This window comes from Oleiharenicola lentus (assembly GCF_051660365.1).
Lineage (GTDB): Bacteria > Verrucomicrobiota > Verrucomicrobiia > Opitutales > Opitutaceae > Lacunisphaera > Lacunisphaera lenta_A.
In genome coordinates, this window is sequence record NZ_JBOZXB010000001.1 from 2,091,674 (window position 1) to 2,111,970 (window position 20,297).

General features: G+C 59.8%; 19 protein-coding genes. 10 read left to right on the forward strand and 9 right to left on the reverse strand.

The window, feature by feature from the left end; translation table 11 throughout:
• Positions 1 to 42: 42 nt before the first annotated feature.
• On the forward strand, positions 43 to 621 hold the full coding sequence (locus ACRRQW_RS07755) for a MarC family protein (protein WP_438480707.1): 579 nt from the start codon (positions 43 to 45) through the stop codon (positions 619 to 621).
• On the forward strand, positions 618 to 1,562 hold the full coding sequence (locus ACRRQW_RS07760; RefSeq protein ID WP_438480708.1) for a serine hydrolase: 945 nt from the start codon (positions 618 to 620) through the stop codon (positions 1,560 to 1,562). The genes ACRRQW_RS07755 and ACRRQW_RS07760 overlap by 4 nt, the downstream gene beginning before the upstream one ends.
• A 37-nt stretch (positions 1,563 to 1,599) precedes the next feature.
• Here ACRRQW_RS07760 and ACRRQW_RS07765 read toward each other — a convergent pair whose 3' ends face one another.
• Both ACRRQW_RS07765 and ACRRQW_RS07770 read right to left on the reverse strand, forming a co-directional pair.
• Complete coding sequence (locus ACRRQW_RS07765; RefSeq protein WP_438480709.1) at positions 1,600 to 2,835, reverse strand: M20 family metallopeptidase; 1,236 nt, start codon at positions 2,833 to 2,835, stop codon at positions 1,600 to 1,602.
• A gap of 116 nt (positions 2,836 to 2,951) precedes the next feature.
• On the reverse strand, positions 2,952 to 3,725 hold the full coding sequence (locus tag ACRRQW_RS07770) for a TSUP family transporter (protein ID WP_438480710.1): 774 nt from the start codon (positions 3,723 to 3,725) through the stop codon (positions 2,952 to 2,954).
• A 58-nt stretch (positions 3,726 to 3,783) separates the two neighbouring features.
• On the opposite strand from ACRRQW_RS07770, the gene pdxH reads away from it, so the two are divergent.
• From pdxH to ACRRQW_RS07795, 5 genes are all read left to right on the forward strand, one after another.
• Positions 3,784 to 4,431 carry a pyridoxamine 5'-phosphate oxidase gene (pdxH, locus tag ACRRQW_RS07775; RefSeq protein ID WP_438480711.1) on the forward strand — a complete coding sequence of 216 codons (648 nt, stop codon included), beginning with the start codon at positions 3,784 to 3,786 and terminating at the stop codon, positions 4,429 to 4,431.
• A 4-nt stretch (positions 4,432 to 4,435) separates the two neighbouring features.
• Positions 4,436 to 6,034, forward strand: a complete 1,599-nt coding sequence (locus ACRRQW_RS07780; RefSeq protein WP_438480712.1) for an ATP-binding protein — start codon at positions 4,436 to 4,438, stop codon at positions 6,032 to 6,034.
• Positions 6,031 to 6,930, forward strand: a complete 900-nt coding sequence (locus tag ACRRQW_RS07785) for an SDR family oxidoreductase (protein WP_438480713.1) — start codon at positions 6,031 to 6,033, stop codon at positions 6,928 to 6,930. Before ACRRQW_RS07780 ends, ACRRQW_RS07785 begins: the two co-directional genes overlap by 4 nt.
• The gene (locus ACRRQW_RS07790; protein ID WP_438480714.1) at positions 6,927 to 7,709 is read left to right on the forward strand and encodes a lipoyl protein ligase domain-containing protein; all 783 of its coding nucleotides are present in this window, start codon (positions 6,927 to 6,929) and stop codon (positions 7,707 to 7,709) included. Before ACRRQW_RS07785 ends, ACRRQW_RS07790 begins: the two co-directional genes overlap by 4 nt.
• 140 nt (positions 7,710 to 7,849) lie before the next feature.
• Positions 7,850 to 9,955, forward strand: coding sequence for a S9 family peptidase (locus tag ACRRQW_RS07795; RefSeq protein WP_438480715.1), 2,106 nt, complete (start codon positions 7,850 to 7,852; stop codon positions 9,953 to 9,955).
• Positions 9,956 to 10,003: 48 nt separating this feature from the next.
• On the opposite strand, the gene ACRRQW_RS07800 is transcribed toward ACRRQW_RS07795, so the two are convergent.
• From ACRRQW_RS07800 to ACRRQW_RS07815, 4 genes are all read right to left on the reverse strand, one after another.
• Positions 10,004 to 10,519: a hypothetical protein gene (locus tag ACRRQW_RS07800; protein WP_438480716.1), complete on the reverse strand. Its 516-nt coding sequence runs from the start codon at positions 10,517 to 10,519 to the stop codon at positions 10,004 to 10,006.
• 21 nt (positions 10,520 to 10,540) lie between these two features.
• Positions 10,541 to 11,074: a GNAT family N-acetyltransferase gene (locus ACRRQW_RS07805; RefSeq protein WP_438480717.1), complete on the reverse strand. Its 534-nt coding sequence runs from the start codon at positions 11,072 to 11,074 to the stop codon at positions 10,541 to 10,543.
• Between the two features lie 173 nt (positions 11,075 to 11,247).
• The gene (gene lpxD / locus ACRRQW_RS07810) at positions 11,248 to 12,300 is read right to left on the reverse strand and encodes a UDP-3-O-(3-hydroxymyristoyl)glucosamine N-acyltransferase (protein ID WP_438480718.1); all 1,053 of its coding nucleotides are present in this window, start codon (positions 12,298 to 12,300) and stop codon (positions 11,248 to 11,250) included.
• Between the two features lie 96 nt (positions 12,301 to 12,396).
• A complete protein-coding gene (locus ACRRQW_RS07815; protein WP_438480719.1) occupies positions 12,397 to 13,416 on the reverse strand; it encodes a fatty acid desaturase family protein in 1,020 nt (339 codons plus the stop codon).
• 101 nt (positions 13,417 to 13,517) lie between these two features.
• On the opposite strand from ACRRQW_RS07815, the gene ACRRQW_RS07820 reads away from it, so the two are divergent.
• Positions 13,518 to 16,121, forward strand: coding sequence for a DEAD/DEAH box helicase (locus tag ACRRQW_RS07820; RefSeq protein WP_438480720.1), 2,604 nt, complete (start codon positions 13,518 to 13,520; stop codon positions 16,119 to 16,121).
• Between the two features lie 113 nt (positions 16,122 to 16,234).
• Complete coding sequence (locus ACRRQW_RS07825; RefSeq protein WP_438480721.1) at positions 16,235 to 16,870, forward strand: metallophosphoesterase; 636 nt, start codon at positions 16,235 to 16,237, stop codon at positions 16,868 to 16,870.
• On the opposite strand, the gene ACRRQW_RS07830 is transcribed toward ACRRQW_RS07825, so the two are convergent.
• Positions 16,871 to 17,170, reverse strand: a complete 300-nt coding sequence (locus tag ACRRQW_RS07830; protein ID WP_438480722.1) for a Dabb family protein — start codon at positions 17,168 to 17,170, stop codon at positions 16,871 to 16,873. It lies immediately after the preceding gene.
• Between the two features lie 227 nt (positions 17,171 to 17,397).
• Complete coding sequence (locus ACRRQW_RS07835; protein ID WP_438480723.1) at positions 17,398 to 17,826, reverse strand: hypothetical protein; 429 nt, start codon at positions 17,824 to 17,826, stop codon at positions 17,398 to 17,400.
• 74 nt (positions 17,827 to 17,900) lie between these two features.
• Here ACRRQW_RS07835 and ACRRQW_RS07840 point away from each other — a divergent pair, with 74 nt between their 5' ends.
• Positions 17,901 to 18,896, forward strand: a complete 996-nt coding sequence (locus tag ACRRQW_RS07840) for a helix-turn-helix transcriptional regulator (RefSeq protein ID WP_438480724.1) — start codon at positions 17,901 to 17,903, stop codon at positions 18,894 to 18,896.
• A 49-nt stretch (positions 18,897 to 18,945) separates the two neighbouring features.
• Here ACRRQW_RS07840 and ACRRQW_RS07845 read toward each other — a convergent pair whose 3' ends face one another.
• Positions 18,946 to 20,223, reverse strand: coding sequence for a class I SAM-dependent RNA methyltransferase (locus tag ACRRQW_RS07845; protein WP_438480725.1), 1,278 nt, complete (start codon positions 20,221 to 20,223; stop codon positions 18,946 to 18,948).
• Between the last annotated feature and the right edge of the window lie 74 nt (positions 20,224 to 20,297).

A 20,297-nucleotide genomic window follows, 5' to 3' on the forward strand; every position in this document is an offset into this window, starting at 1 on the left:
CGCGGATTTGCCTTTTGCCAAAGCGCCTCCCACGCTGCGGCCATGACCGAGTGGTTAGGAAAATTTTTGCAGGCATTCATTCCGTTGTTCGTCGCGATCGACCCCATCGGGCTCGCGGCAATTTTCCTCGGGCTCGGGCAAAACGTGGCGCCGGCGCGCCGGCAAAAAATCGCCGACCAAGCGATCTGGACGGGCGGTTTGGTGGCACTGGGTTTTCTTTTTCTCGGACAGACCATTTTCAAGGCGCTGGGAATTTCCGTGGGCGATTTTCAAATCGCGGGTGGCCTCATCCTGTTTATCCTCGCGGCCAAGGATCTCGTGCAATCGCCCGCGGAACCGGAAAAATTGCCGGACGATTTCGGCGTGGTTCCGCTCGGCATGCCGTTGATTGCGGGGCCGGCGTCGATTGCCGCGCTGCTGTTGCTCGCGCAGACCGTTGGCATGTCCGCAACGCTCGCGGCGCTCGCCGTGAACCTGATTCTCGTCGTGTGCGCGCTGCATTACAGCGAGTGGCTCGGCCGTAGAGTCGGCGCGACGGGCATGCGCGCGATTTCAAAAATCATCTCGATGCTGCTGGCGGCCATCGCGGTCAGCATGATTCGCCGGGGCTGGAACGGATGAACTGGCGCGCGACCGTGTTCGGATTGGGTGCGCTGCTGGCGCTGACCGACGTGATGGTCGCATCCGTGGAAAAACCGGAGCTAAGCGCGCTCGTCGAAAAAGCCGTGGAGCAAACGTGCGCCGAATTTTCCGTGCAAGGATTGAAGCCGGCGCAAATTGCCGTGACGTTGCTCGACGAACGCGTGGCCGGTGTGACGCAGCGCGGAAGTTTTCGGGGCGAGCGACGCATCTATCCGGCGAGCGTGATTAAGCTATTTTTTCTAGCATACGCGCATCAACGGATGGAAGAAGGACAACTCGCGGACACCCCGGAACTGCGGCGCGGCCTGCGCGACATGATCGTCGATTCTTATAACGAAGCCACGAGTTACGTCGTCGATGCCGTCACGGGCACGACCAGCGGCCCGGAATTACCAGCGGCAGAATTAACGGCGTGGCACGACAAGCGGGGTGCGGTGACGCGCTATTTCGAAACGCGCGGTTACAAAAATGTCGCCGCTTTGCGCAAACCGTGGGGCGAAGGCCCGTATGGCCGCGAAAAGCAAGACGCGGCCACGAACGCGCTGGCGCGGAATTTCCTTTCGACCGATGATACGGCGCGGTTGCTCGATGAAATCGCGAACGGGCGCAGTGTTTCGCCCGCGCGTTCCGCGCAGATGATGGAGTTGATGGCGCGCAAGCCATTCGAAAAAACCATCACCGCCGCCGGCGAAGAAGATCGTCAGGCCACGGATTACATGGGGGCGGCCTTATCGTCGGAAATGAAACTGTGGTCGAAAGCCGGCTGGACGAGCCAGGTGCGCCATGACGCGGCGATCATCGAATTTCCGGGCGGCGGAAAAATCATCCTCGTGATTTTCACCGATAGCCGCGAACACGCGGGCAACCGTGCGATCATCCCCGCGCTGGCGAAACGGATTTTGGCAGGGCTGAATCGGTAGGGACGGTTATCCCTAACCGCCCTACCCCAGATCTACTTTACTCTGCGAACGTCGTCAGCAAGTCGGCGTAAATTTTTGCTGAGTTCACCAAATCCTTCACCCGCGCGCGTTCGTCGATGGCGTGATAGTCGAGGCCGCCGGGGCCGTAGCCGATGGTGGGAATTTTCAACACTTGGGCGAAGAAATGCATGTCGTTGAAGCCGGACGAGACCATGAACTTCGCGGGTTGTTTGCGCACGCGCGCGACGCTGCGTTGCATTGCCGTGAACAGCGGATGCGTCGGCGGCGTGTAGCACGAAAAATTGTCCGACACCTTTTCAAGCGTGATCCGGCATTGCGGGATCTTGGCGGCGGCCGTTTTGAGAAACGCGCGCAGCTCGCGCTCGGCGGTGCGGAGATCTTCCGTCGGGAGCACGCGGCGATCGATACTGAAGCTGGCGCGAGCGGGCACGGTGTTGATTTTCCCGCCCTCGCCTGACGAAAACACGCCGCCGAGGTTGAGCGTGGGCACCATAGTTTTTCCCTCGGGCGTGCGAAATTGTTTCCGCGTGAGCGAGCGTTTGTAGTCGTCGAGCGCGAGCACGAGCGCGGACATTTTCTCGAGTGCGTTGATGCCCTTGTGAGGAGTGGAGCCGTGAGCGGCTTTACCGTGCACGTGGACATTCATCCAGACGACGCCGTTGTGGCCGCAGCAGACGGCGTCGTTGGAGCCGCCCTCACCGACCACGGCGTAATCCGCGCGCAGTTTACCGTGTGAAGTCACCCAATCCGTGCCGAGCACGCTGTCGGTTTCTTCGTCGGCGGTGAACGACACCTCGACGTTGAAGTTCGGCGTCACGCCGCTTTCGCGCAGCGATTTGATCGCGTAAATGATGCTCGTGATCGCGCCCTTCATGTCGGCGGTGCCGCGCCCGTAGATCCAGCCGTTTTCGACGACAGGATTGAACGGGTCGGCGTGTTTCCATTCACCGGAAACGGGCACGACATCGTAGTGCGCGTTGAAATGAATCGTTTTTTTTGCGCCGACATCCCACAGCGCGATGACGTTGTAGCGCGGAAAATCGAGCTGCGTGGGCTGGGTCTTTTTTTGCAATGCACGCGGGATCGCGATGCGGCGCGTTTTCAGTCCAAGGCCGGTCAATGTGTCCGCGAGCAACGAAGTGATTTCGCCGTAGTTCTCGCCGGGCGGATTGACCGTGCGCAGGCGGATCAGCGTTTGTAGAAAAGCCGTGAGATCGGCGGAGTGACGGTCGAGATAAAGTGCGGGGCTCATGGGTTTAAGGCTTTCTCTTTCCTCCTAGTCTTTCTCGTTATCGTGGATGCAAAAGCGCCGGGAAAGCAGGCCTGCAGCTGAAAGAAGGATTAAGAGAAAGAGAACGAGAAAGATTCTTAGGAAACGTAGCTGGTGTAGATGAGTTTGAGGGCGACGAGGGCCGCCATCACGAGAAATACGGGGCGAACGAATTTGGCGCCACGCGTCATCGCGAGGTGGGCGCCGAAACGCGCGCCGAGCAGGTTGCCGGCGCCGACCGCGAGCGCGGGCAGGAGGAGGATTTTTCCACCAAGCCCGAACACGAGCACGCCGGCGAGGTTGCTGGAAAGGTTCATCGCTTTCGTGTGGCCGGCGGCTTTCACGAAATTATGCCCGAGCACCATGATGAAGGCGATCGTCCAAAACGAACCCGCCCCCGGGCCGAAAAATCCATCGTAGAAACCGAGCGCGAGGCCGAAGATTAAATAGAACGGCGTTTCGCTGAGCCGTTGCTGGCGGTCGCCTTCGCCCAGTTGCGGTTTGAGCGTGAAGTAAATCACCATCGCGCCGAGCAACCACGGGATGACCCGCGCGAGCAGCGAGGGATCGATCATCCGCACGGTCATCGCGCCGAGGGCGGCACCGGCAAAGGTGCACGCGATGCCGAGTTTGCATTCGCTGAGTTTAAACGCGCCGCGGCGCGCATAGCTCCACGTGGCCGATGCCGTGCCGAAAGCGGACGCGAGTTTGTTACTGCCCAGAGCGAATGGCACCGGCAGCCCTGCGCTCAACAACGCGGGCAACGTGATCAACCCGCCGCCGCCGGCGATGGCATCGACGGTGCCAGCGACCAGCCCCGCGCCAAACAACAGCACGTAACCGAGCAGCGTGATTTCGGGAATGGACGGCATGGACGAGGTGAGCGTGCATGGCGCGGTTAATTTTGACAGCGCGAAGCGTGGGCCCACGATGACGCGTTCAATGGCATTGGCAGACATGCGCAAGGATTACGCGATGGCGGGGTTGCTTGAAAAAGACCTCGCGCCCAACCCCTTTGACCAGTTCGAGCAGTGGTTTCGGGAAGCGGAATCCGCTAAAATCACCGAGCCAAACGCGATGACGCTGTGCACGGTCGGCACGGACGGCCGTCCCTCTGCGCGGACGGTGTTGCTTAAGGGGAGCGACGCGCGTGGTTTCGTTTTTTATACGAATTACGAGAGCCGCAAGGCGCGCGAACTTACGGCGGCGCCCCGCGCGACGTTGTTGTTCCCGTGGGTGGCGATGGAGCGCCAGATCATTATCGAAGGCGCGGTCACCCGCGTGTCGCGCGGAGAGGCGGACGTTTATTTTCACAGCCGTCCGCGCGCGAGTCAGGTCGGCGCGTGGGCGTCGCCGCAAAGCACGCCAATCGTGGGCCGCGAAGTGCTTGAGGAAAGTTTTCGCGCGGTGGAAAAAAAATACGAGGGCCGGGAAATTCCGTTGCCACCGCACTGGGGCGGGTTTCGCGTGACAGCGGAGTGCGTCGAGTTCTGGCAGGGTCGTCGCAGCCGCCTGCACGATCGACTGCGGTATCGCCGTAACGGCGAGATCTGGATCATCGAACGACTGGCGCCTTAACCTCATGCCGACGCCTCGCAAAAAATCCCCCGCGAAGAAGAAAGCTGCGCCTGTCGCGGCCACAGCCGTGGCGGCGCGCTCGCCGGATTGCGGCGCGGCGAATACCTGCGAGGCGGTGGTGGCCGGTTTGGGAGAAGCCACTGTCATCACGGAAACCAAGTGGGAAAAAGGCGGGGCAAAAATCCTGTTCGCGAATGCGGCGTTCTGCCGGCTGACCGGTTATTCGGCGGACGAGCTCGTGGGTAAGAACACGCGCTTACTGCACGGCACGAAAACGGATTTCACGGTGTTGCGGCTTGGGCGCCGCGATAATCAGCAGGAGAATGTCGGCAAGGGTGAAGGCTGGCTCGCGCGTCGGGACGGTTCGCCCTTTTTCGCCCAGTGGGATTTCAGCGAACTCCATTGCGCAGACCAGCCCTGCCTTGTGGGGATTTATCGCGATCAGTCCGAGTTCAAGCGCCTGCGCGATGCGCTGATGCAATCGCAGAAACTCGACACGGTCGGCCTGCTCGCGAGCGGTGTGGCGCACGATTTCAACAACCTGCTTTCGGTCATCAACGGTTACTGTGAAATCATGAGCGCGAAAATCGCCGGCGTGCCGGCGGCGCAAAAAGATTTACAGGAGATCCATCGCGCGGGATTGAAAGCGTCGGCGATTGCGCGGCAGATCCTCGAATTTAGCCGCCGGCAGGAAACCGAGGTGAAGGTGATTAATTTCAACACGCTGATCCGTGAAATCGCCGACATCATCCGGCGCGTCGCAGGCGACGAGATTACCGTGGAGCTTCGTTTGTCTTCCGACCTCGGCAATGCGCGCATCGACCCGACGCATTTTCAGCAGGTGTTGCTCAACTTGTGTTTCAATGCGCGCGATGCGATGACGGCGGGCGGCAAGCTCACGATCCGCACCGCGAACCACAAAGTCAGTTCCGACGCCGATCGCCGCGCGCCCGGTATGCACGACGGCCTCTACGCCGTGATGCGCGTGAGCGACACCGGCCAAGGCATGGATTCGGTGGTGTTGAACAGCATCTTCGAACCGTTCTTTACGACGAAGCCGCATGGCACGGGCTTGGGCCTTTCCACCGTGCAAGGTATCGTGCGGCAGAACGACGGGTTCGTGTCGGTCGACAGCAAGGTCGGGGCAGGCACGACGTTCGAAATTTATCTCCCGGAAACGCCCGAGCCCGAGCAGACGCTGATTACCAAGCTCGGCAATTTGCCGGCGGTGCGCGGCAGTGAGACGCTGCTTATTTTGGAGCAGGATGAAATTTTGCGGAAGATGATCGCGGGAATTTTGTCGGCCGATGGTTATCGCGTGGCGGATTTTTCCGGCCCCGAAGACGCGGCGGAATTTGTCGCGAAAAACGGCCCCGCGCAAAGTCTCCTGCTCGCGCATTGCGGCACCAAGGCTGGCGCGGCGCTGGCCCGTAAGCTCTATGCCAATAATCGCGGGCTGCGCGTGATCAGCACCTCGGCCGAGACCCCGCGCAAGACCCTGCCGGAATTTCCCCCGCGCGCGATGGCACATCTACCGAAGCCTTTTGCCCTGAGCACGCTCATCAACACGGTGCGTTCGCTGCTCGATAACGGATCCCGGTGAAAATTTTAGTCACAGGTGCTTCCGGATTGCTCGGCGCTGCGGTGGTGCGGGTCGCTGCGAGAGTTGGTCATGAAGTGCTGGCGGTCGTCGGCGGCTGGAAAGGCGAGGTGCCGCACGCCGCGCGCACATTCTCAATTAACTTGGAAAGTGCCGACGCAACGCGCGCATTGGAACGTGAGGAATTTGACGTGCTGATCAATTGCGCCGCCGTGGCGGAACCGACCGTGTGCGTCACACAGCCCGAGCGCAGCCAGCGCCTCAATGTCGAGATGCCTGCGCAACTCGCCGCGATTTGCGCGCAACGCGGGGCGCGCATGATTCACCTTTCCTCCGAACAAGTTTACGATGGCGAGCACGCGCCGTTTTCGGTGAAAGCTGCGCCGGCACCGCTCAATCTTTACGGACGACAAAAGGTCGCGGGTGAGCAGGCTGTGGCGGCGGCGTGCGTGAATTCAGCTTCCGTGCGGTCTCCGCTGTTGTTGGGCAACAGCCTGGGCGGACACCGCAGCGTGCACGAAAAGTTTTTCGAGACGCTGGCTGCCGGAAAGAAGATGAAACTTTATCGCGATGAAATTCGCCAGGTGTGCACGGCGGACAACATGGCGGAGGCGCTCGTGGAACTCGCGGGCCGCGAGGATCTGCGAGGCGTCTTTAACTGGGCGGGCGCTGAACCGATTTCGCGCTGGGATCTGGGTTTAAAAACAGCCGCGCATTTCGGAGTAGATGCGGCGTTGGAACCGATCACGCGCGCCGACACGCCGGAGGTTTCTGCCACCCGTCCACGCGACCTGACGCTCAATCTCGCGCCGCTGGAACTTGAGTTGAAAACGCGTCCCGAAACCGTCGACGAAGCGGTGGCTAAATTACTCATTCCCGAGTGGTGGAAGGCACGATGAAACTGCATGTGTTACCCGTTCGCACCGCAGGCGCCGCCGAGAACATGGCGGTGGATTTCCTGTTGTTGCAGCGGTATCCCGAAGCGACGGTGCCACGGTTTCGTCATTACGAGTGGCGCACGCAGGCGTTTACGTTTGGCTACAGCCAGAAAATCGAGTTCGTGCGCAGCCAGCTGCCGCCGGATGAAACGTTTGATCTTACGCGGCGCGCCACGGGCGGTGGCGTGGTGGATCATCGCAATGACTGGACTTACGCGCTGGTCATTCCGCGCGGCCATGCGCTTTACGATGCGCCGGCGCCTCAATCGTATCGCCTCATTCACGAATGCCTCGCCAACGCGCTGACGGCGTTGGGGCAACGCGTCGAAGTGAAATTAAAATGCGATTCCGAGTGTGCGGTAGGGCCCGATCTCCGAGCGGGCGGCCGCGCAAACGAAGATGGCCCGCTCGGAGATCGAGCCCTACCCAAAGCCGGCTTAATCGCTGGGGTGTGCTTTCAACGCGCGGAACTTTACGATGTCGTTAGTTCAGCCACGGGCGCGAAAATTGCCGGCGCCGCGCAGAAACGGAACAAGCATGGTCTGCTGTTTCAGGGCTCGATTGAAAAGAATGCATTGGGCGCGATGGCTTGGGATGATTTTCAGATGCGTTTCGTCGACGCACTGGCGAAAGCGCTCGGCGCCGATGCGGTGGAAACGCCTTGGCCGGAATTCAACGAAGACGAACTCAGCGGCCTGGTTGAACACTACAGCGCGACGGAATGGGTGGAATATAGGTAGGGGCCATTTTCCCGAACGGCCCTTGGACTATCACCGGTGAGGGCGGTTAAGGATAACCGCCCCTACCTTTGACGCGTGGCGATGCGCTTTCATCGCTGCGCCTTTGACTCAGGTGTGGCGGGCGCGCAATTTCGCGTCCTATGAAATTCCGTTGCGTCGTTGCGTTCGTGCTTTCGCTCGCGTTTTCAGTCGCGGTTTTAGCCGCCGAAAAACGCGTGCTCACTCCTCAAGATCTCTGGGCCATCAAGCGCGTGAGCGCCCCCGCCCTTTCTCCTGACGGAAAAACCGCGGTCATCGTCTTGCAGGAGTGGTCCATTGAGAAAAACAAGAGCACGAGCAACCTGTGGCTCGTCGATGTCGCGAGTGGCGCGGTCAAGCGCCTCACCACGGCGCAGGCGTCCGACAGTGCGCCGACCTGGAGCCCGGATGGCACGCGGCTGGCGTTTACGTCGAAGCGCGGCGACGATGAAAATGCCTCGCTCTATGTGATGCGACTCGATGGGGGCGAACCGGAAAAACTCATCGAGTTTCCCTTCGGTCTCTCCGGGCTGAAATGGATGCCGGACGGGCAGAGCATCGTGGTGGTCACGACCGTAATTCCGGAGCTTTCCGCGTCGTTGAAGAAAGAAGATTTTGCCGCGCTCAAAAAAGAAACGAAGCACCGCAAGGAATCGAAGATGACCGCGAAGGTCACTGAGAACCGCCAATACCGCTATTTCGACCATTACATCACCGATAGCGCCGCGCACCGGCTCGTGCTGGTGAATACCGCGACGAAGGAATTCAAAGACCTCACGCCGAAGTGGGATCGTCTTTTCACCGTTGCGGGCGAGGCAAACTACGATCTTTCGCCTGACGGAAAAACCATCGCGCTTTCGATTAACACGGTGAAACCGCCGTATCAGTCGCATCCGAATCACGACATCTACCTGCTGCCGACGGACGGTTCCGGCACGTTGCAGAACATCACGCCGGAAAACAAAGGCGACGACACGAGCGCGACGTTTTCACCGGATGGCAAAACGATCATCTTTGGGCGTCAGGACGTGCCGTTTTACAGCGGCGAGTTCGCGAAGTTGTGGAAACACGACCTCGCGACTGGCCAGAACACGGCCCTCACCGAGTCGCTCGATTACGCATTCGATAGCGTGAAGTTCTCCGCCGACGGCAAAACCCTCTGGGCGGCCGTGGAGAATCAGGGCGTGGTGCCGGTGTTTAAACTGAACGCGGATGGCAGCGGGCTTACGGCGGTCTACAAGGAAGGCTCGTCGAGCGGCCTCGACGTAAAAAGCGGCACACTCGTGTTTCTCAACGACAATACCTCGCGCCCGAACGAACTTTTCGCGCTCGATATTTCGACCGGTCACGCGCGTCAGCTCACGCACTTCAACGACGAGTTCATGGCGCAGTTCAACCTCGGCAAGGTCGAGGGTTATTGGTTCACCGGCGCGAACAACGAGCAAATCCACGGCTGGCTCGTTTATCCGCCGAACTACGATACCGCGAAAAAATATCCGCTCGTGCAGCTGATGCACGGCGGCCCGCACACGATGAATCGCGATTCGTGGAGCTACCGCTGGAACACGCAGCTCTTCGCCGCGCCCGGCTACATCGTCACGTGGGTCGATCGCCACGGCTCGACCGGTTACAGCGAGAAATTTGCCAGCAGCATCGTCAACCAGTGGGGCGACATGCCGTTCGAAGACATCATGAAGTCCACTGATTTCCTGATTAAAAAATTGCCTGCGATCGACCCCACCAAACTCGCCGCGGCGGGCGCGAGCTACGGCGGTTACATGGCCGCGTGGGTGCTCGGCCACACGGATCGTTTTAAAACCATCATCAACCACGCCGGCGTGAACAGCTCCTACGCACAATATGCGACCGACGTGCCGCACGGTTTCCCTGAAGTCATGGGCGGCAAGCCGTGGGAAAATCTCGAAGGCATGCAGAAACAAAACCCGATGTTCTACGCGAAGAATTTCAAAACCCCGATGCTCATCCTCCACGGCGAACTCGACTACCGCGTGCCCTACGGCAACGGCCTCGAACTCTATGGCGTGCTGCAAGCGATGAACGTGCCGTCGCGCCTCGTGGTGTTCCCCAATGAAAACCACTGGGTGCTCTCGCCGCAGAACGCGATCTACTGGCACTGGGAAATGCAAAGCTGGCTCAGCCGCTACCTCGGCGGGAAGCCTGTCCTCGAAAAACCAAACTTCGACGCGCCGGCAGAAGCGGCGAAGTAATCTTCGCTAAATGCTAAGGGGAGGGCGGTTATCCTTAACCGCCCTTTGTTATTGCGGATGCTTAATTTTAAACCCGCCAAGGGAAACCCCTTTTCTGTAAGCAATCTCTGCAGAAATTATTTCTGCAGATTCGATGATGTTAAAGTAAGCTTTATCGTCTCCTCGATAGGTCGTGGTAACGCGTAACACCGCACTTTTGTTAAGCCAGTAGTCTTCAATTATTCCTCCGAAAGGCTCAGATGGTTTCCTGCCGAAATTGTCCCAGTTCGTGATCGCATAGGGTCGGACAGAAGGAGCGATAAGCCTTAGAAAGGTCGCACGTTCTTGACGCACGGGAAATTGAATTAAGCTAATCGCAGACTTTATTTCTGCGACTTGGAGGGCGCTAAAGTTCCCGACAAATTCATTTTGGAGGTCCTGGTTGCCCCAATAATATTCTGCGACGCCAATTTTTGATGTAGTTGGGTTGGCTTCCTTGTGCGCAAAGCTCGGCTGATTTGGTGAGCAGCCAGTCGAAATTAGCATGGCAATACTACACCAAACGCCTGCGGTCGTAGTTTTCATTTTCGAAAACTTTTCTATGGCCTAATTTGGCGCGCTCAAGCTGTAGATCTCATGGTCCACGAAGTGGTCGTAGAGCCACTCGGCTTTTTTGAGCGTGCTGATTTTTTGGTAGCCGAGTTTGAGGGGGATTTTTTTGGCGCGGTGATTCTCCGTGGCGACGGCGACGACGACTCGTTTCAGCTTGAGGTCGCGGAAGGCGTGATCGTTTACGGCGCGGCAGCAGAGGGTCATGAGGCCTTGTCCTTCGGCGCTGGGTGCCAACCAATACGCGGGGAAGCCTACGCGGTTTGCCCAGTCGATGCGGTTGTGGCCGATGCAGCCGACGAGTTGGCCCATTGACCAGATGCCACACATGAACACACGGTCGGCTTTGAATTCTTTTTGCGTCGTCGCGATGTAGCGCTGCGAGTCGGTGAGCGTTTTCGTGTCGTCGACCCACGGGAGCCACGTGCGGAGTTTGGTGCGGTGGGCGTCAACGACGGCGAAAAGCGCGGGCGCGTCGCTGGGCTGCAATTGGCGCAGTTCCAAACCGGGATGGATGACGTGGCGAAGCATCGGGTGATTTTTTAACCACGGATTGCGCGGATGCGCACGGATAAAGCCATCCCGTGATCTGCCAAAATTGTTTTACACAGAAGGTAACGAAGAGAACCAAGAAAGGCAGGATCCAGCCGGGCCGATACGTTGTTTCCTTCGTTACCTTCTTTTAAAAAAAGAACCCTGCTTGCTCACGATTTTGCGGCTGGGGCAACCAGGGCGGCGGCGCGGATTTCGGCGAGCTGTTTTTCCAGTTCGCGCATGCGCATCATGAGCTCGGGGAGTTTTTGCACGGCGATCCACTGGCGTTTCGCTTGTTTGTCGGGCATGGCGGGCATGCCGAGGACGGTTTCCTTCGGGGCGACGTCGCGCATGACGCCGGACTTGGCGCCGACGGTGGCTTGAGGGCCGAGCTTCAAGTGGCCGGCGATGCCGGATTGTGAGGCGATCACGCAGTAATCTTTTAACTCGGTGCTGCCGGCGAAACCGACCTGGCCCATGACGAGGCAGTGTTTGCCCATGACGACGTTGTGCGCGACGTGGACAAGGTTGTCGATTTTGGTGCCGGCGCCGATGATGGTCGGGCCGAGCGCGCCGCGGTCGATCGCGGTGTTGGCGCCGATCTCGACGTCGTCGTGGATGATGACCTGGCCGACCTGGTTCATCTTGAGGTGACGGCCCTGATCGAAGACGTAACCGTAGCCGTCGGAACCGATGACGGTGCCGGCGTGAATCGTCACGCGGTGGCCGAGCTGCGTGCGGGCGTAGAGCACGACGTTGGGTTTGAGGCAAACGTCGTCGCCGAGCTGGCAGTTTTCGGCGAGGTGATTGCCGCCGGTGAGCACGGTGCGCGCGCCGATCACGACGTTCTCGCCGATGACGCAATGCGGGCCGATGTGCGCAGTCGGATCGATTTTCGCGGAATCGGCAATGGACGAGCTGCCGTGCAAGCAGGCCACGGGTTGCACGAACGGAAAGAAAAGCGGCAATACTTTCGCCGCGGCGATGCGGGCGTTGGGCACGCGGATAAGCGTCTTCGTGGCCGAGGGAAAATCGCCGGCCACGAGAATCGCCGCGGCCGCGCTGGCTTCGGCGGCGGCGAAGTAAGTGTCTTTTTCCGCGAAGGTCAGGTCGCCGGCGCGCGCGCGATCGGCGCACGTGAAACCGGTTAAGAGGACAGAGCCGTCGCCGATGACGGTGCCTTTGAGGTGGGCCGCGATTTCAGCGGCGGTAAACGTGGTCATGGAGGTGTGTGCGGTTACGCTCCGATGACCTCACCGGGGCGGGGATTGCGGCCGGTGGGGTGAAAATTGTGCGAGTGCGTGAAAGCCGCGGGCGGCTTACAGACCGCGGACGCCGACCATGCGCTGGGTTTCGACGTCCCAGACTTTCAGGCGGAGGCAGCGGAAAATATCGGCGGGCCAGAGCGAGGTGGTCTTCGCGGCTTGCAGTTCGGGGATCTCGCGGAGCACTTCGGGCAGGCGATAAAACGGAATCTTGTGATTCAGGTGGTGAATGTGGTGGTAGCCGATGTTGGCCGAGAACCAGCGCATGATCGGGCCCATCCGCATGTAGCTCGACGACTCGAGCGCGGCTTTTTCATAGGTCCAACCGTCTTTGTCGGTGAAGGAAACGCCGGGGAAATTATGCTGCGCGTAGAAAAAGTAAGTGCCGATCGCGTAGGTGATGAAGTGCGGGATCGCCTGTGCGAACAGCCACGCCTGCCAGCCGCCGAAGTAAAACAGTGCGACCGTGATGCCCGCGTGCACGATCAGCGAGATGAGGCAGTCGTAGTGTTTGCGCGGATTGTTCAGGAACGGATTCAGGCACATCCCGAACAGGAACATGAAAAAGTAACCGAAGAGAATCGTCGCGGGATGGCGGATGAAAAGGTAGCCAAAGCGTTTTGCGCGTGAGCTCTTGCGGTATTGGTCCTTGGTCATGATCGGGAACGAGCCGATGTGCGCGCCGCGGAGCTTCGAGTTGTGCTGGTGGTGATGGTTGTGCGAGCTGCGCCACACGCTGCTCGCGCTGAGCGCGTAGATGCCGAACACGCGCATAAACCCTTCCGCGAGCTTCGAGCGCGGCAAAATCGCGTGATGCTGCTGGTCGTGATAAATCACGAACAAGCGCAATAGGAGCAGTCCGGCGAGGATGCTGCACGCAAGGCGCGCGGGCCAGTGCACGTTCAGCAAAGCGCCGCCGAGTGCGGCCAGCAGCAGCAGCGTCGTCGAGATAATCGCCCACCAGCTGTGGAGCGCATTGTCTTTCGCGTAAGGCTTCGTGGCCAGGATGAGCTCCGTTCCGGTTTTCTGCACGGGGCGAGCGTCGACGCGGCCCGCGCCCCTGTCGACGCTCATCTGGGTAATTTGAAAAATAAAAGACCGGTCTGCGTCGCTTCATTTTGAACGGATTCGCCGGTTTGCGCTCACGAGTATCCTGATTCTAGTGAGCTGCTTCCGTGATTACCCGCGTTGAACCTCCGGCGGCGAACGATGCCGCATTGTTTGGCGAACTGCATCCGCAGCTCGCGGCGTGGTTTCGCGGGCGGTTCAAAGCGTTTTCGCCAGCGCAGCGAGCGACGTTGCCGGAGATTCTCGCGGAGCGGTCTACCCTGCTTTCTTCGCCGACCGGCAGCGGCAAGACGCTCGCGGCTTTTCTCGGCGTGTTCGATTACCTCGCAAAGGCGCACGATCGCGGCGAACTCCCGAAAGGCATCGTTGCGGTGTATGTGTCGCCGCTGCGCGCGCTGGCGTATGATTTGCAAAAAAACCTCAACGCGCCGCTGGCGGAACTCGGTTGGGATTTTATCCGCGTCGGGCTGCGTTCGGGCGACACGAGCATGAAAGAACGCGCGGCGCAGAAACGGAAACCGCCGCACATCCTGGTCACGACCCCGGAGAGCCTCACGTTGTTGCTGAGCCAGTTGTCATGGGTGCAGGCGTTCAAACCCGCGCGCTTTCTCATCATCGACGAACTCCACGCGCTCGCGGAAAATAAACGCGGGGCGATGTTGATGGTGTCCGCGGAGCGGTTGGAGGAGGTAATTCAACCGGCGCCGCTCACGCGCATCGGGCTCTCCGCGACCGTTGCGCCGCTTGATACGGTGGCGGAATTTCTCGTCGGGCCGACCCGGGCGTGTCGTATTGCGGAGGTCACCCAGCGCAAGGCGGCGCACGTGGAAGTGTTTTCGCCATTGCGGAAAAATCCTTATCCGCCCGCCGGCTACACGGCGACGCGCGTATTGCGCGAACTCGGTGAAGTGCTCCGCACGAAACGCACGACGTTGATTTTTACCAACACCCGCAGCGGCGCGGAGACGATCGGGTTGCGACTTAAGGAAATTTTGCCGGACCTCGCGCCGCAGATCGAAGTGCACCACGCGTCGTTGGATCGCGCGTTGCGGATCGAAGTCGAAGATAAGTTGAAGCGCGGCGAATTGCGCGCCGTGGTGTGTTCGACGTCGCTCGAAATGGGCATCGATATCGGCTCGATCGATCTGGTGGTGATGGTGTCGGCGCCGAAAGGCGTGAGCCGTGCGTTGCAACGCATCGGGCGCTCGGGTCACTCGATGGGCGAGACGAGTCGCGGGCTGATGGTGGCGAGCAACATTAACGATCTCGTGGAGTGTGCCGTGACCGCGCGCATGATGGATCAGCGAGCGCTGGAGCCGGTGAAAATCCACGACGACCCGCTCGACGTGCTCGCACAACATTTGGTGGGGCTCGCGATTTTTGAGTCCGTGACGCCCGACGAGGCGTTTGCGTTGGTGCGGCGGAGTTACCCGTTTCGCGCTTTGCCGCGCGAGAAGTTCGATCGCGTGCTGCGTTACCTCGAAGGCGGCGGCAAATCGCTCGAACGCAATTACCGCGACACCTTTGGCAAAGTGATCTTGCGCGACGGCGTGCTGTGCGTGCCGCGGCCGAAAGTAGCCCGCGAATTTTATCAAAACGTCGGCACGATTTCGACCGATCAGATGATTCAGGTGAAATTGAAGCGACGGAATCTTGGACAGGTGGAAGAGTCGTTCATGAAACGCCTGCGCATCGGCGATGTGTTTGTGTTGAACGGTCGTTGCGTGCGGCTCGTGAGCACGGAATTGCTCACGGCGAAAGTGGTGGAAGCGAAAAGCACGTTGCCGACCGTGCCGCGCTGGAACGCGAACAAGATGCCGCTCGCCAGCGGACTGGCCGAGGAAACGGTGCGGCTGCGCACGGAATTGGCGGCGCGACTCGCGGATGAGGCGGTCGCGATGGCGTGGTTGCAGAGCGAATACGGGCTCTCGAAGGGCAATGCGGAGGCGATCACGCGGCATTTCCAATTACAGGCGCGGGAGTCGGCGATTCCGACGAAAGATTTTTTCCTGATCGAGCGCGTGGTCGAGGGCGAGTTGCGGCATTATTTTTTCCATTCGCTGATCGGGCGTTCGGCGAACGACGCGTTGTCGCGCGTCGTGGCGCAGCGGTTGCAGCAGACGAAAGGCGGCAACGCGCTCGTGACGATCGACGACTACGGCTTCATGTTCACGCTGCAGGCGTTTCAGGAGATGGCGCAGGAGGAGTGGCGCGCACTGTTTTCACCGGAAGGCATGGACGAAGCGTTGCGGCAGGCGCTGACGGAGGCGTCGTTGGTGAAATGGCAATTTCGCGTCGCGGCGCAGACTGGTTTGATGGTGCCACGGCGCGTGCACGGAGCGGAGCGCGGGAAGCGGTCGCTACAGTGGAGCTCGGAAATTATTTTCAATGTGCTGCGGCAATATGAGCCGGATCATCCGTTGCTGGAGGAAGCGTATGCGGAGGCGACGTTGCGGTTTCTCGATTTGCCGCGGGCGCGGGAATTCTTGGAAAAAGTTTCGACGATGCCGTGGAGGTTGCTCACGCAGGAGCAGGTGAGCCCGTTCTCATTCGGCATGTATGTCACCAAGATCAAGGAAACCATGACGCTCGAAGATCCTGAGACGACGATCGAGCGACTGTATCACGCCATGTATGGCGCCGCGGCGGAAATGGGCGCTTCGTCGCTCGAGAAATCGGTCGCAGTGCGCGTGGCGAAGGCGCAGATTTAGTTAAAAATTGAGACACGAATTTCACGCATGCCACGAATTGAAATAAATCGAACCCGTTACGTAACCCAACCTGATTGCTTCGTGAAATTGGTGCAGCTCGGGTCTCACGCGTCATGATTCGAACGCAAATCCAGCCCGGCCTCTGGCTCGATGCGCGGCGCGCGGTTTTTTTTGAAATGCTGGGTGTGCTCGCGGTCGCGGATTTGCACTGGGGGTATTCGCAGAGCCATCGGGCGGCGGGAAATTTGCTGCCGATGTGGGGCGATGCGGAGATCGCGCGTGATTTGAACGGGCTGATCGCCGACTACGTGCCGAAGGAAATGATCTGGATCGGCGATTCGTTGCATGCGTTGAGCGGGCGCGAGCCGGCGGAAAAATTTCTCAGCGAATGCGCGGTGCCGACGGTGTTGCTACCGGGAAACCATGATCGGAAGTGGCGCCCAAATCCCGAGATGCGCGTGGCGCGGGGTGACTATTTATTTCATCACGGCGACCGCGTGACCGAGGTGGCGGCAAATCAAATCGAAGTAATCGGGCATCATCATCCCGCGTTCAGCTGGTATGATGGCGCGGGCGGCCGCGTGAAGTTGCCGGGACTCGTCTTCGGGCCGCGCAAAATTATTTTGCCCGCGTTTTCGCCGTGGGCGGCCGGTGCGCCGTGGAATCAACTGCTCGGCGACGACGAGCAGTTGTGGGTGATTTCGCCGAAGCGCGTGTTCGCCGTGACGCCGGCGATGTTACGCCGCTGATTACTGCGCGTCGTAGATTTGCACGCGCGTCCAGAAATGTTTGCTGTTTTGGACGAAGGCAGTGTGCAGTGGGTCGACTTGGTAGGCGTCGTGACCGGCGATGCCGTCGACGATGATCGTGAGCGCGTAAGAATAACTGCCGTCGACGACGGGACGTTTGCCGGTGTCGGCCGGCGTGCCGATGTAGGCCTGTTTAATCGCGCGAATGCCTTTCAGCGTTTCGAGATTACGCAAAAATTCCGCGCGCTGGGCGTCGGTGAGTTCAGGTTTCAGCCAGAAGAAAACGGAGTGAACGAGCATGCGCCTGAGGGTGGCGCGTTTGGCTCATGCGACAATCGCGAATTGGCCTGTTGTGATAGGCATTAAGGTAGGGGCGGTTATCCCTAACCGCCCTGTGCGCTCACAATATCACGTTCGAAGGGCGGTTAATGATAACCGGCCCTGCCAACGCCACAACCTGACGCCGGGGGATTTTCCCGGCGTCAGGTGTGATGGACCAAGCTTCGGTGTGAGCTGGAAGACGAAAATTAATTTAACACCGCGCGGAGGCGGTCGATGAGTTCGACGCAGCGATTCGAGGATTCGCGCCACGAGTAGCCGGCGAGGTGATTCCAGCGAAACTCCCACGTGGCCGAGCCGCGACCGTAGCCCATGCCAATGACCGGCAGGCCTTCCATCATCATCTCGTCGAGCAATCCGGAAGCCCCGGCGGGCAGGCGATTTTCCGGCACGACGAGCGCGAGCGTGACCACGGTGCGACGGTCGCGTCCGGGGCTGAATGCGATGCGCGCCTCAAACCCGTTGTCGCGGTGCACCAGTTCCTCGCCCTCTGGCGTGAAACGATAGCCGTAGGCCGAAAACGTGTTGAGCAACTGGCGCGAGGACGGGCGCGCGGTCTCGACCGGAGCAAGCCAGTCGGCGAAAGGGAAACGCAGGGCGGAAACGGCAGTGTTCATGGAGCAGAGTGGGTCGAGGGTTAACGTTGATTAACGCTCGCATTATGCACGGGGCATGGGACAAAGGGTGTCCCATGCCTGAGAAATCACGCGCGCCGGCCCAATTATCGCGTCCGCCGATGGAGCGGATGATGGCGATCCACGGGGAGTTGAAGCGCGGCGCATTCACCAACTGCACAAAGCTCGCGGAGGAACTGGAGGTCTCGACGAAAACGATCATGCGCGACGTGAGCTTTATGCGCGAACGGCTCGGGCTGCCCGTGGACTACGATCGGCGGCTGCATGCGTTTCGCTACAGTTATCCGGTGGAAAATTTCCCGACCGTGCAGATGAGCGGCGGTGAAATGCTCGCGTTGGTGGTGGCGCAAAAGGCGCTCGAGCAATACCGCGGCACGCCGTATCACGCGCAACTTTCCGCGGCGTTCGACAAGCTCGCCTCGGGCGTGCGCGACAAAGTGAGTTTTTCGCCGACGCAGAGTGCCGAGCAGATTTCGTTTCACAGCATGGGGCCGGCGCAGGCGGACATGGCAGGGTTTGAAGTGCTCAGTCGCGCCGTCGCGGAGAGTCGCGAAGTGGAATTCGATTACCGCAAGCCACAGGACAAGGAAAAGGAACATCGTGTGGTGCAGCCGTATCACTTGAGCAATCGCGAGAATTCGTGGCACTTGCTCGCGCACGACACGAAGCGCGGCGGCTTGCGGCAATTCGCGCTGAGCCGCATTGCCAAAGTGGAGTTGCGGCAAAAAAAATTTGAGCGTCCGGCGGATTTTTCCGCGGAAAAATATTTCGAGAAATCCTTCGGCGCGTTTGCCGGCGAAGGCGACCACGCCGTGCGACTGCGATTCGTGGCGGAAGCGGCGTCACGCGTGCGCGAACGCTTCTGGCACGAGAGCCAGGAAATCAAGGAGCGCGCCGACGGGAGCGTGGAGTTGAGCCTGCGACTCGGTTCGCTGGAGGAAGTGACGCGTTGGGTGCTCGGCTGGGGCGCGCAGGTGGAGGTGCTGGCGCCGAAAGAATTGCGCGCACGGGTTATCATTGCGGTGCGAGCAACCGCGAAATTGTATGAATAATGTGCTCCGGAAAATGGCACGTATTACGTGTCATTACGAGTGAAGTTGTTCAGCTTTTCACCAGCGTAATCACGCACTCGAGGTGGCGCGTTTGCGGGAAAAGATCGAACGGTTGCACGGCGGTGAGTTTATAACCGGCGGCGATGAAGCTTTTTAGGTCGCGCATTTGTGTGGCGGGATCGCACGACACGTAAACCACCGCGCGCGGGCCGTAGGCGAAGAGCTGGTTCAGGAAGGATTCATCGCAGCCTTTGCGCGGCGGATCGATCAGCACGGCGGTGTCGGCCGCCGGGAACGTGAGGCCGGCGAAAATCTGCGACGCGTCTCCTGATTGAAACGTGGCGTTGGTGATGCCGTTCGCCGCGGCATTTTCGCGAGCGAACTTGATCGAGGTTTCGCTGAGCTCGATGCCCGCGACACGTTCGAAGGCAGAAGCGCACGACAGCGCGAACAGGCCGCTGCCGCAGTAAGCATCGACGAGGAAACGCGCGCCGCTCGCGGCGGCCTGGTCGCGCGCGTAGCTCGTGAATTGCGGCAGGATGAACGGGTTGTTCTGGAAAAAATCGCGCGCGAGGAAGTGAAGGCGAAGGTCGCCCACCTTTTCGTGGATGACGGCGTCGTAGTCGGTGATGACGCCTTCCTGCGCGTGGCGGAGGAGCAGCGTGGCGTCGCGTTTGTATTCGCCAGCGGCGAGGCGCGCGCGGGTTTTGGCGCGGACTTCGGGGAGCTTGGCGTTGATTTCCTCGGTTGCGATTTCGCAGCGCGGCACGTCGACGAGGTCGAAGCGCGAGCCTTGTTTGAGAAACCCAATGGGCGTTTCGCGGCCCGCCCGGAGGTCGGGCCCTACCGTTTCATCGGCGGCGTGCGCGAACGGACGATAGCCGACGCGGAAATGCGGGGTGATTTTCGAGCGGTAGCCGAACTCACGCGGCGAGCCGATTACGGGCTGCACCGGAAATTCGACGCCGGCCATGTATTTGAGCAACTCTTCGACTTGCTGGCGTTTCCAGATGAGTTGTTCGCTGTAGGTGAAATGCTGGTATTGGCAGCCGCCGCAGGTGCCAAAGAGTGGACACTTCGGCGTGATGCGGTGCGGTGAAGGCGTTAAAATTTCCAGCAGGTCGGCTTCGGAAAAATTCTTGTGATTGCGGTAAACGCGCGCGCGGACTTTTTCGCCGGGCAAGGTAAACGGCACCATGACGACCCACTTGCCCTCGCCCACGGTCACGCGGCCGAGGCCGACGCCGAGATTCGTGAGCGTGGAAATCTCGAGCTCGATTTCGGAGCGATAAGGAAAGGGCTGATCGTTGAATTTTTTCTTAACCACGAAATATACGAAACACACGAAATGGACGGAATGAAATGAATTTTCTTTCGTGTGTTTCGTGTATTTCGTGGTGA

Coding starts and splice junctions, on each gene's coding strand:
- ACRRQW_RS07805 (WP_438480717.1), bottom strand. CDS start 11,074: ATGCTTCGCCACGTCATCCATCCCGGTTTGGAACTGCGCCAATTGCAG.
- ACRRQW_RS07790 (WP_438480714.1), top strand. CDS start 6,927: ATGAAACTGCATGTGTTACCCGTTCGCACCGCAGGCGCCGCCGAGAAC.
- ACRRQW_RS07830 (WP_438480722.1), bottom strand. CDS start 17,170: ATGCTCGTTCACTCCGTTTTCTTCTGGCTGAAACCTGAACTCACCGAC.
- ACRRQW_RS07825 (WP_438480721.1), top strand. CDS start 16,235: ATGATTCGAACGCAAATCCAGCCCGGCCTCTGGCTCGATGCGCGGCGC.
- ACRRQW_RS07815 (WP_438480719.1), bottom strand. CDS start 13,416: ATGAGCGTCGACAGGGGCGCGGGCCGCGTCGACGCTCGCCCCGTGCAG.
- ACRRQW_RS07835 (WP_438480723.1), bottom strand. CDS start 17,826: ATGAACACTGCCGTTTCCGCCCTGCGTTTCCCTTTCGCCGACTGGCTT.
- ACRRQW_RS07765 (WP_438480709.1), bottom strand. CDS start 2,835: ATGAGCCCCGCACTTTATCTCGACCGTCACTCCGCCGATCTCACGGCT.
- ACRRQW_RS07755 (WP_438480707.1), top strand. CDS start 43: ATGACCGAGTGGTTAGGAAAATTTTTGCAGGCATTCATTCCGTTGTTC.
- lpxD (WP_438480718.1), bottom strand. CDS start 12,300: ATGACCACGTTTACCGCCGCTGAAATCGCGGCCCACCTCAAAGGCACC.
- ACRRQW_RS07780 (WP_438480712.1), top strand. CDS start 4,436: ATGCCGACGCCTCGCAAAAAATCCCCCGCGAAGAAGAAAGCTGCGCCT.
- ACRRQW_RS07795 (WP_438480715.1), top strand. CDS start 7,850: ATGAAATTCCGTTGCGTCGTTGCGTTCGTGCTTTCGCTCGCGTTTTCA.
- ACRRQW_RS07800 (WP_438480716.1), bottom strand. CDS start 10,519: ATGAAAACTACGACCGCAGGCGTTTGGTGTAGTATTGCCATGCTAATT.
- pdxH (WP_438480711.1), top strand. CDS start 3,784: ATGACGCGTTCAATGGCATTGGCAGACATGCGCAAGGATTACGCGATG.
- ACRRQW_RS07770 (WP_438480710.1), bottom strand. CDS start 3,725: ATGCCGTCCATTCCCGAAATCACGCTGCTCGGTTACGTGCTGTTGTTT.
- ACRRQW_RS07760 (WP_438480708.1), top strand. CDS start 618: ATGAACTGGCGCGCGACCGTGTTCGGATTGGGTGCGCTGCTGGCGCTG.
- ACRRQW_RS07840 (WP_438480724.1), top strand. CDS start 17,901: ATGCCTGAGAAATCACGCGCGCCGGCCCAATTATCGCGTCCGCCGATG.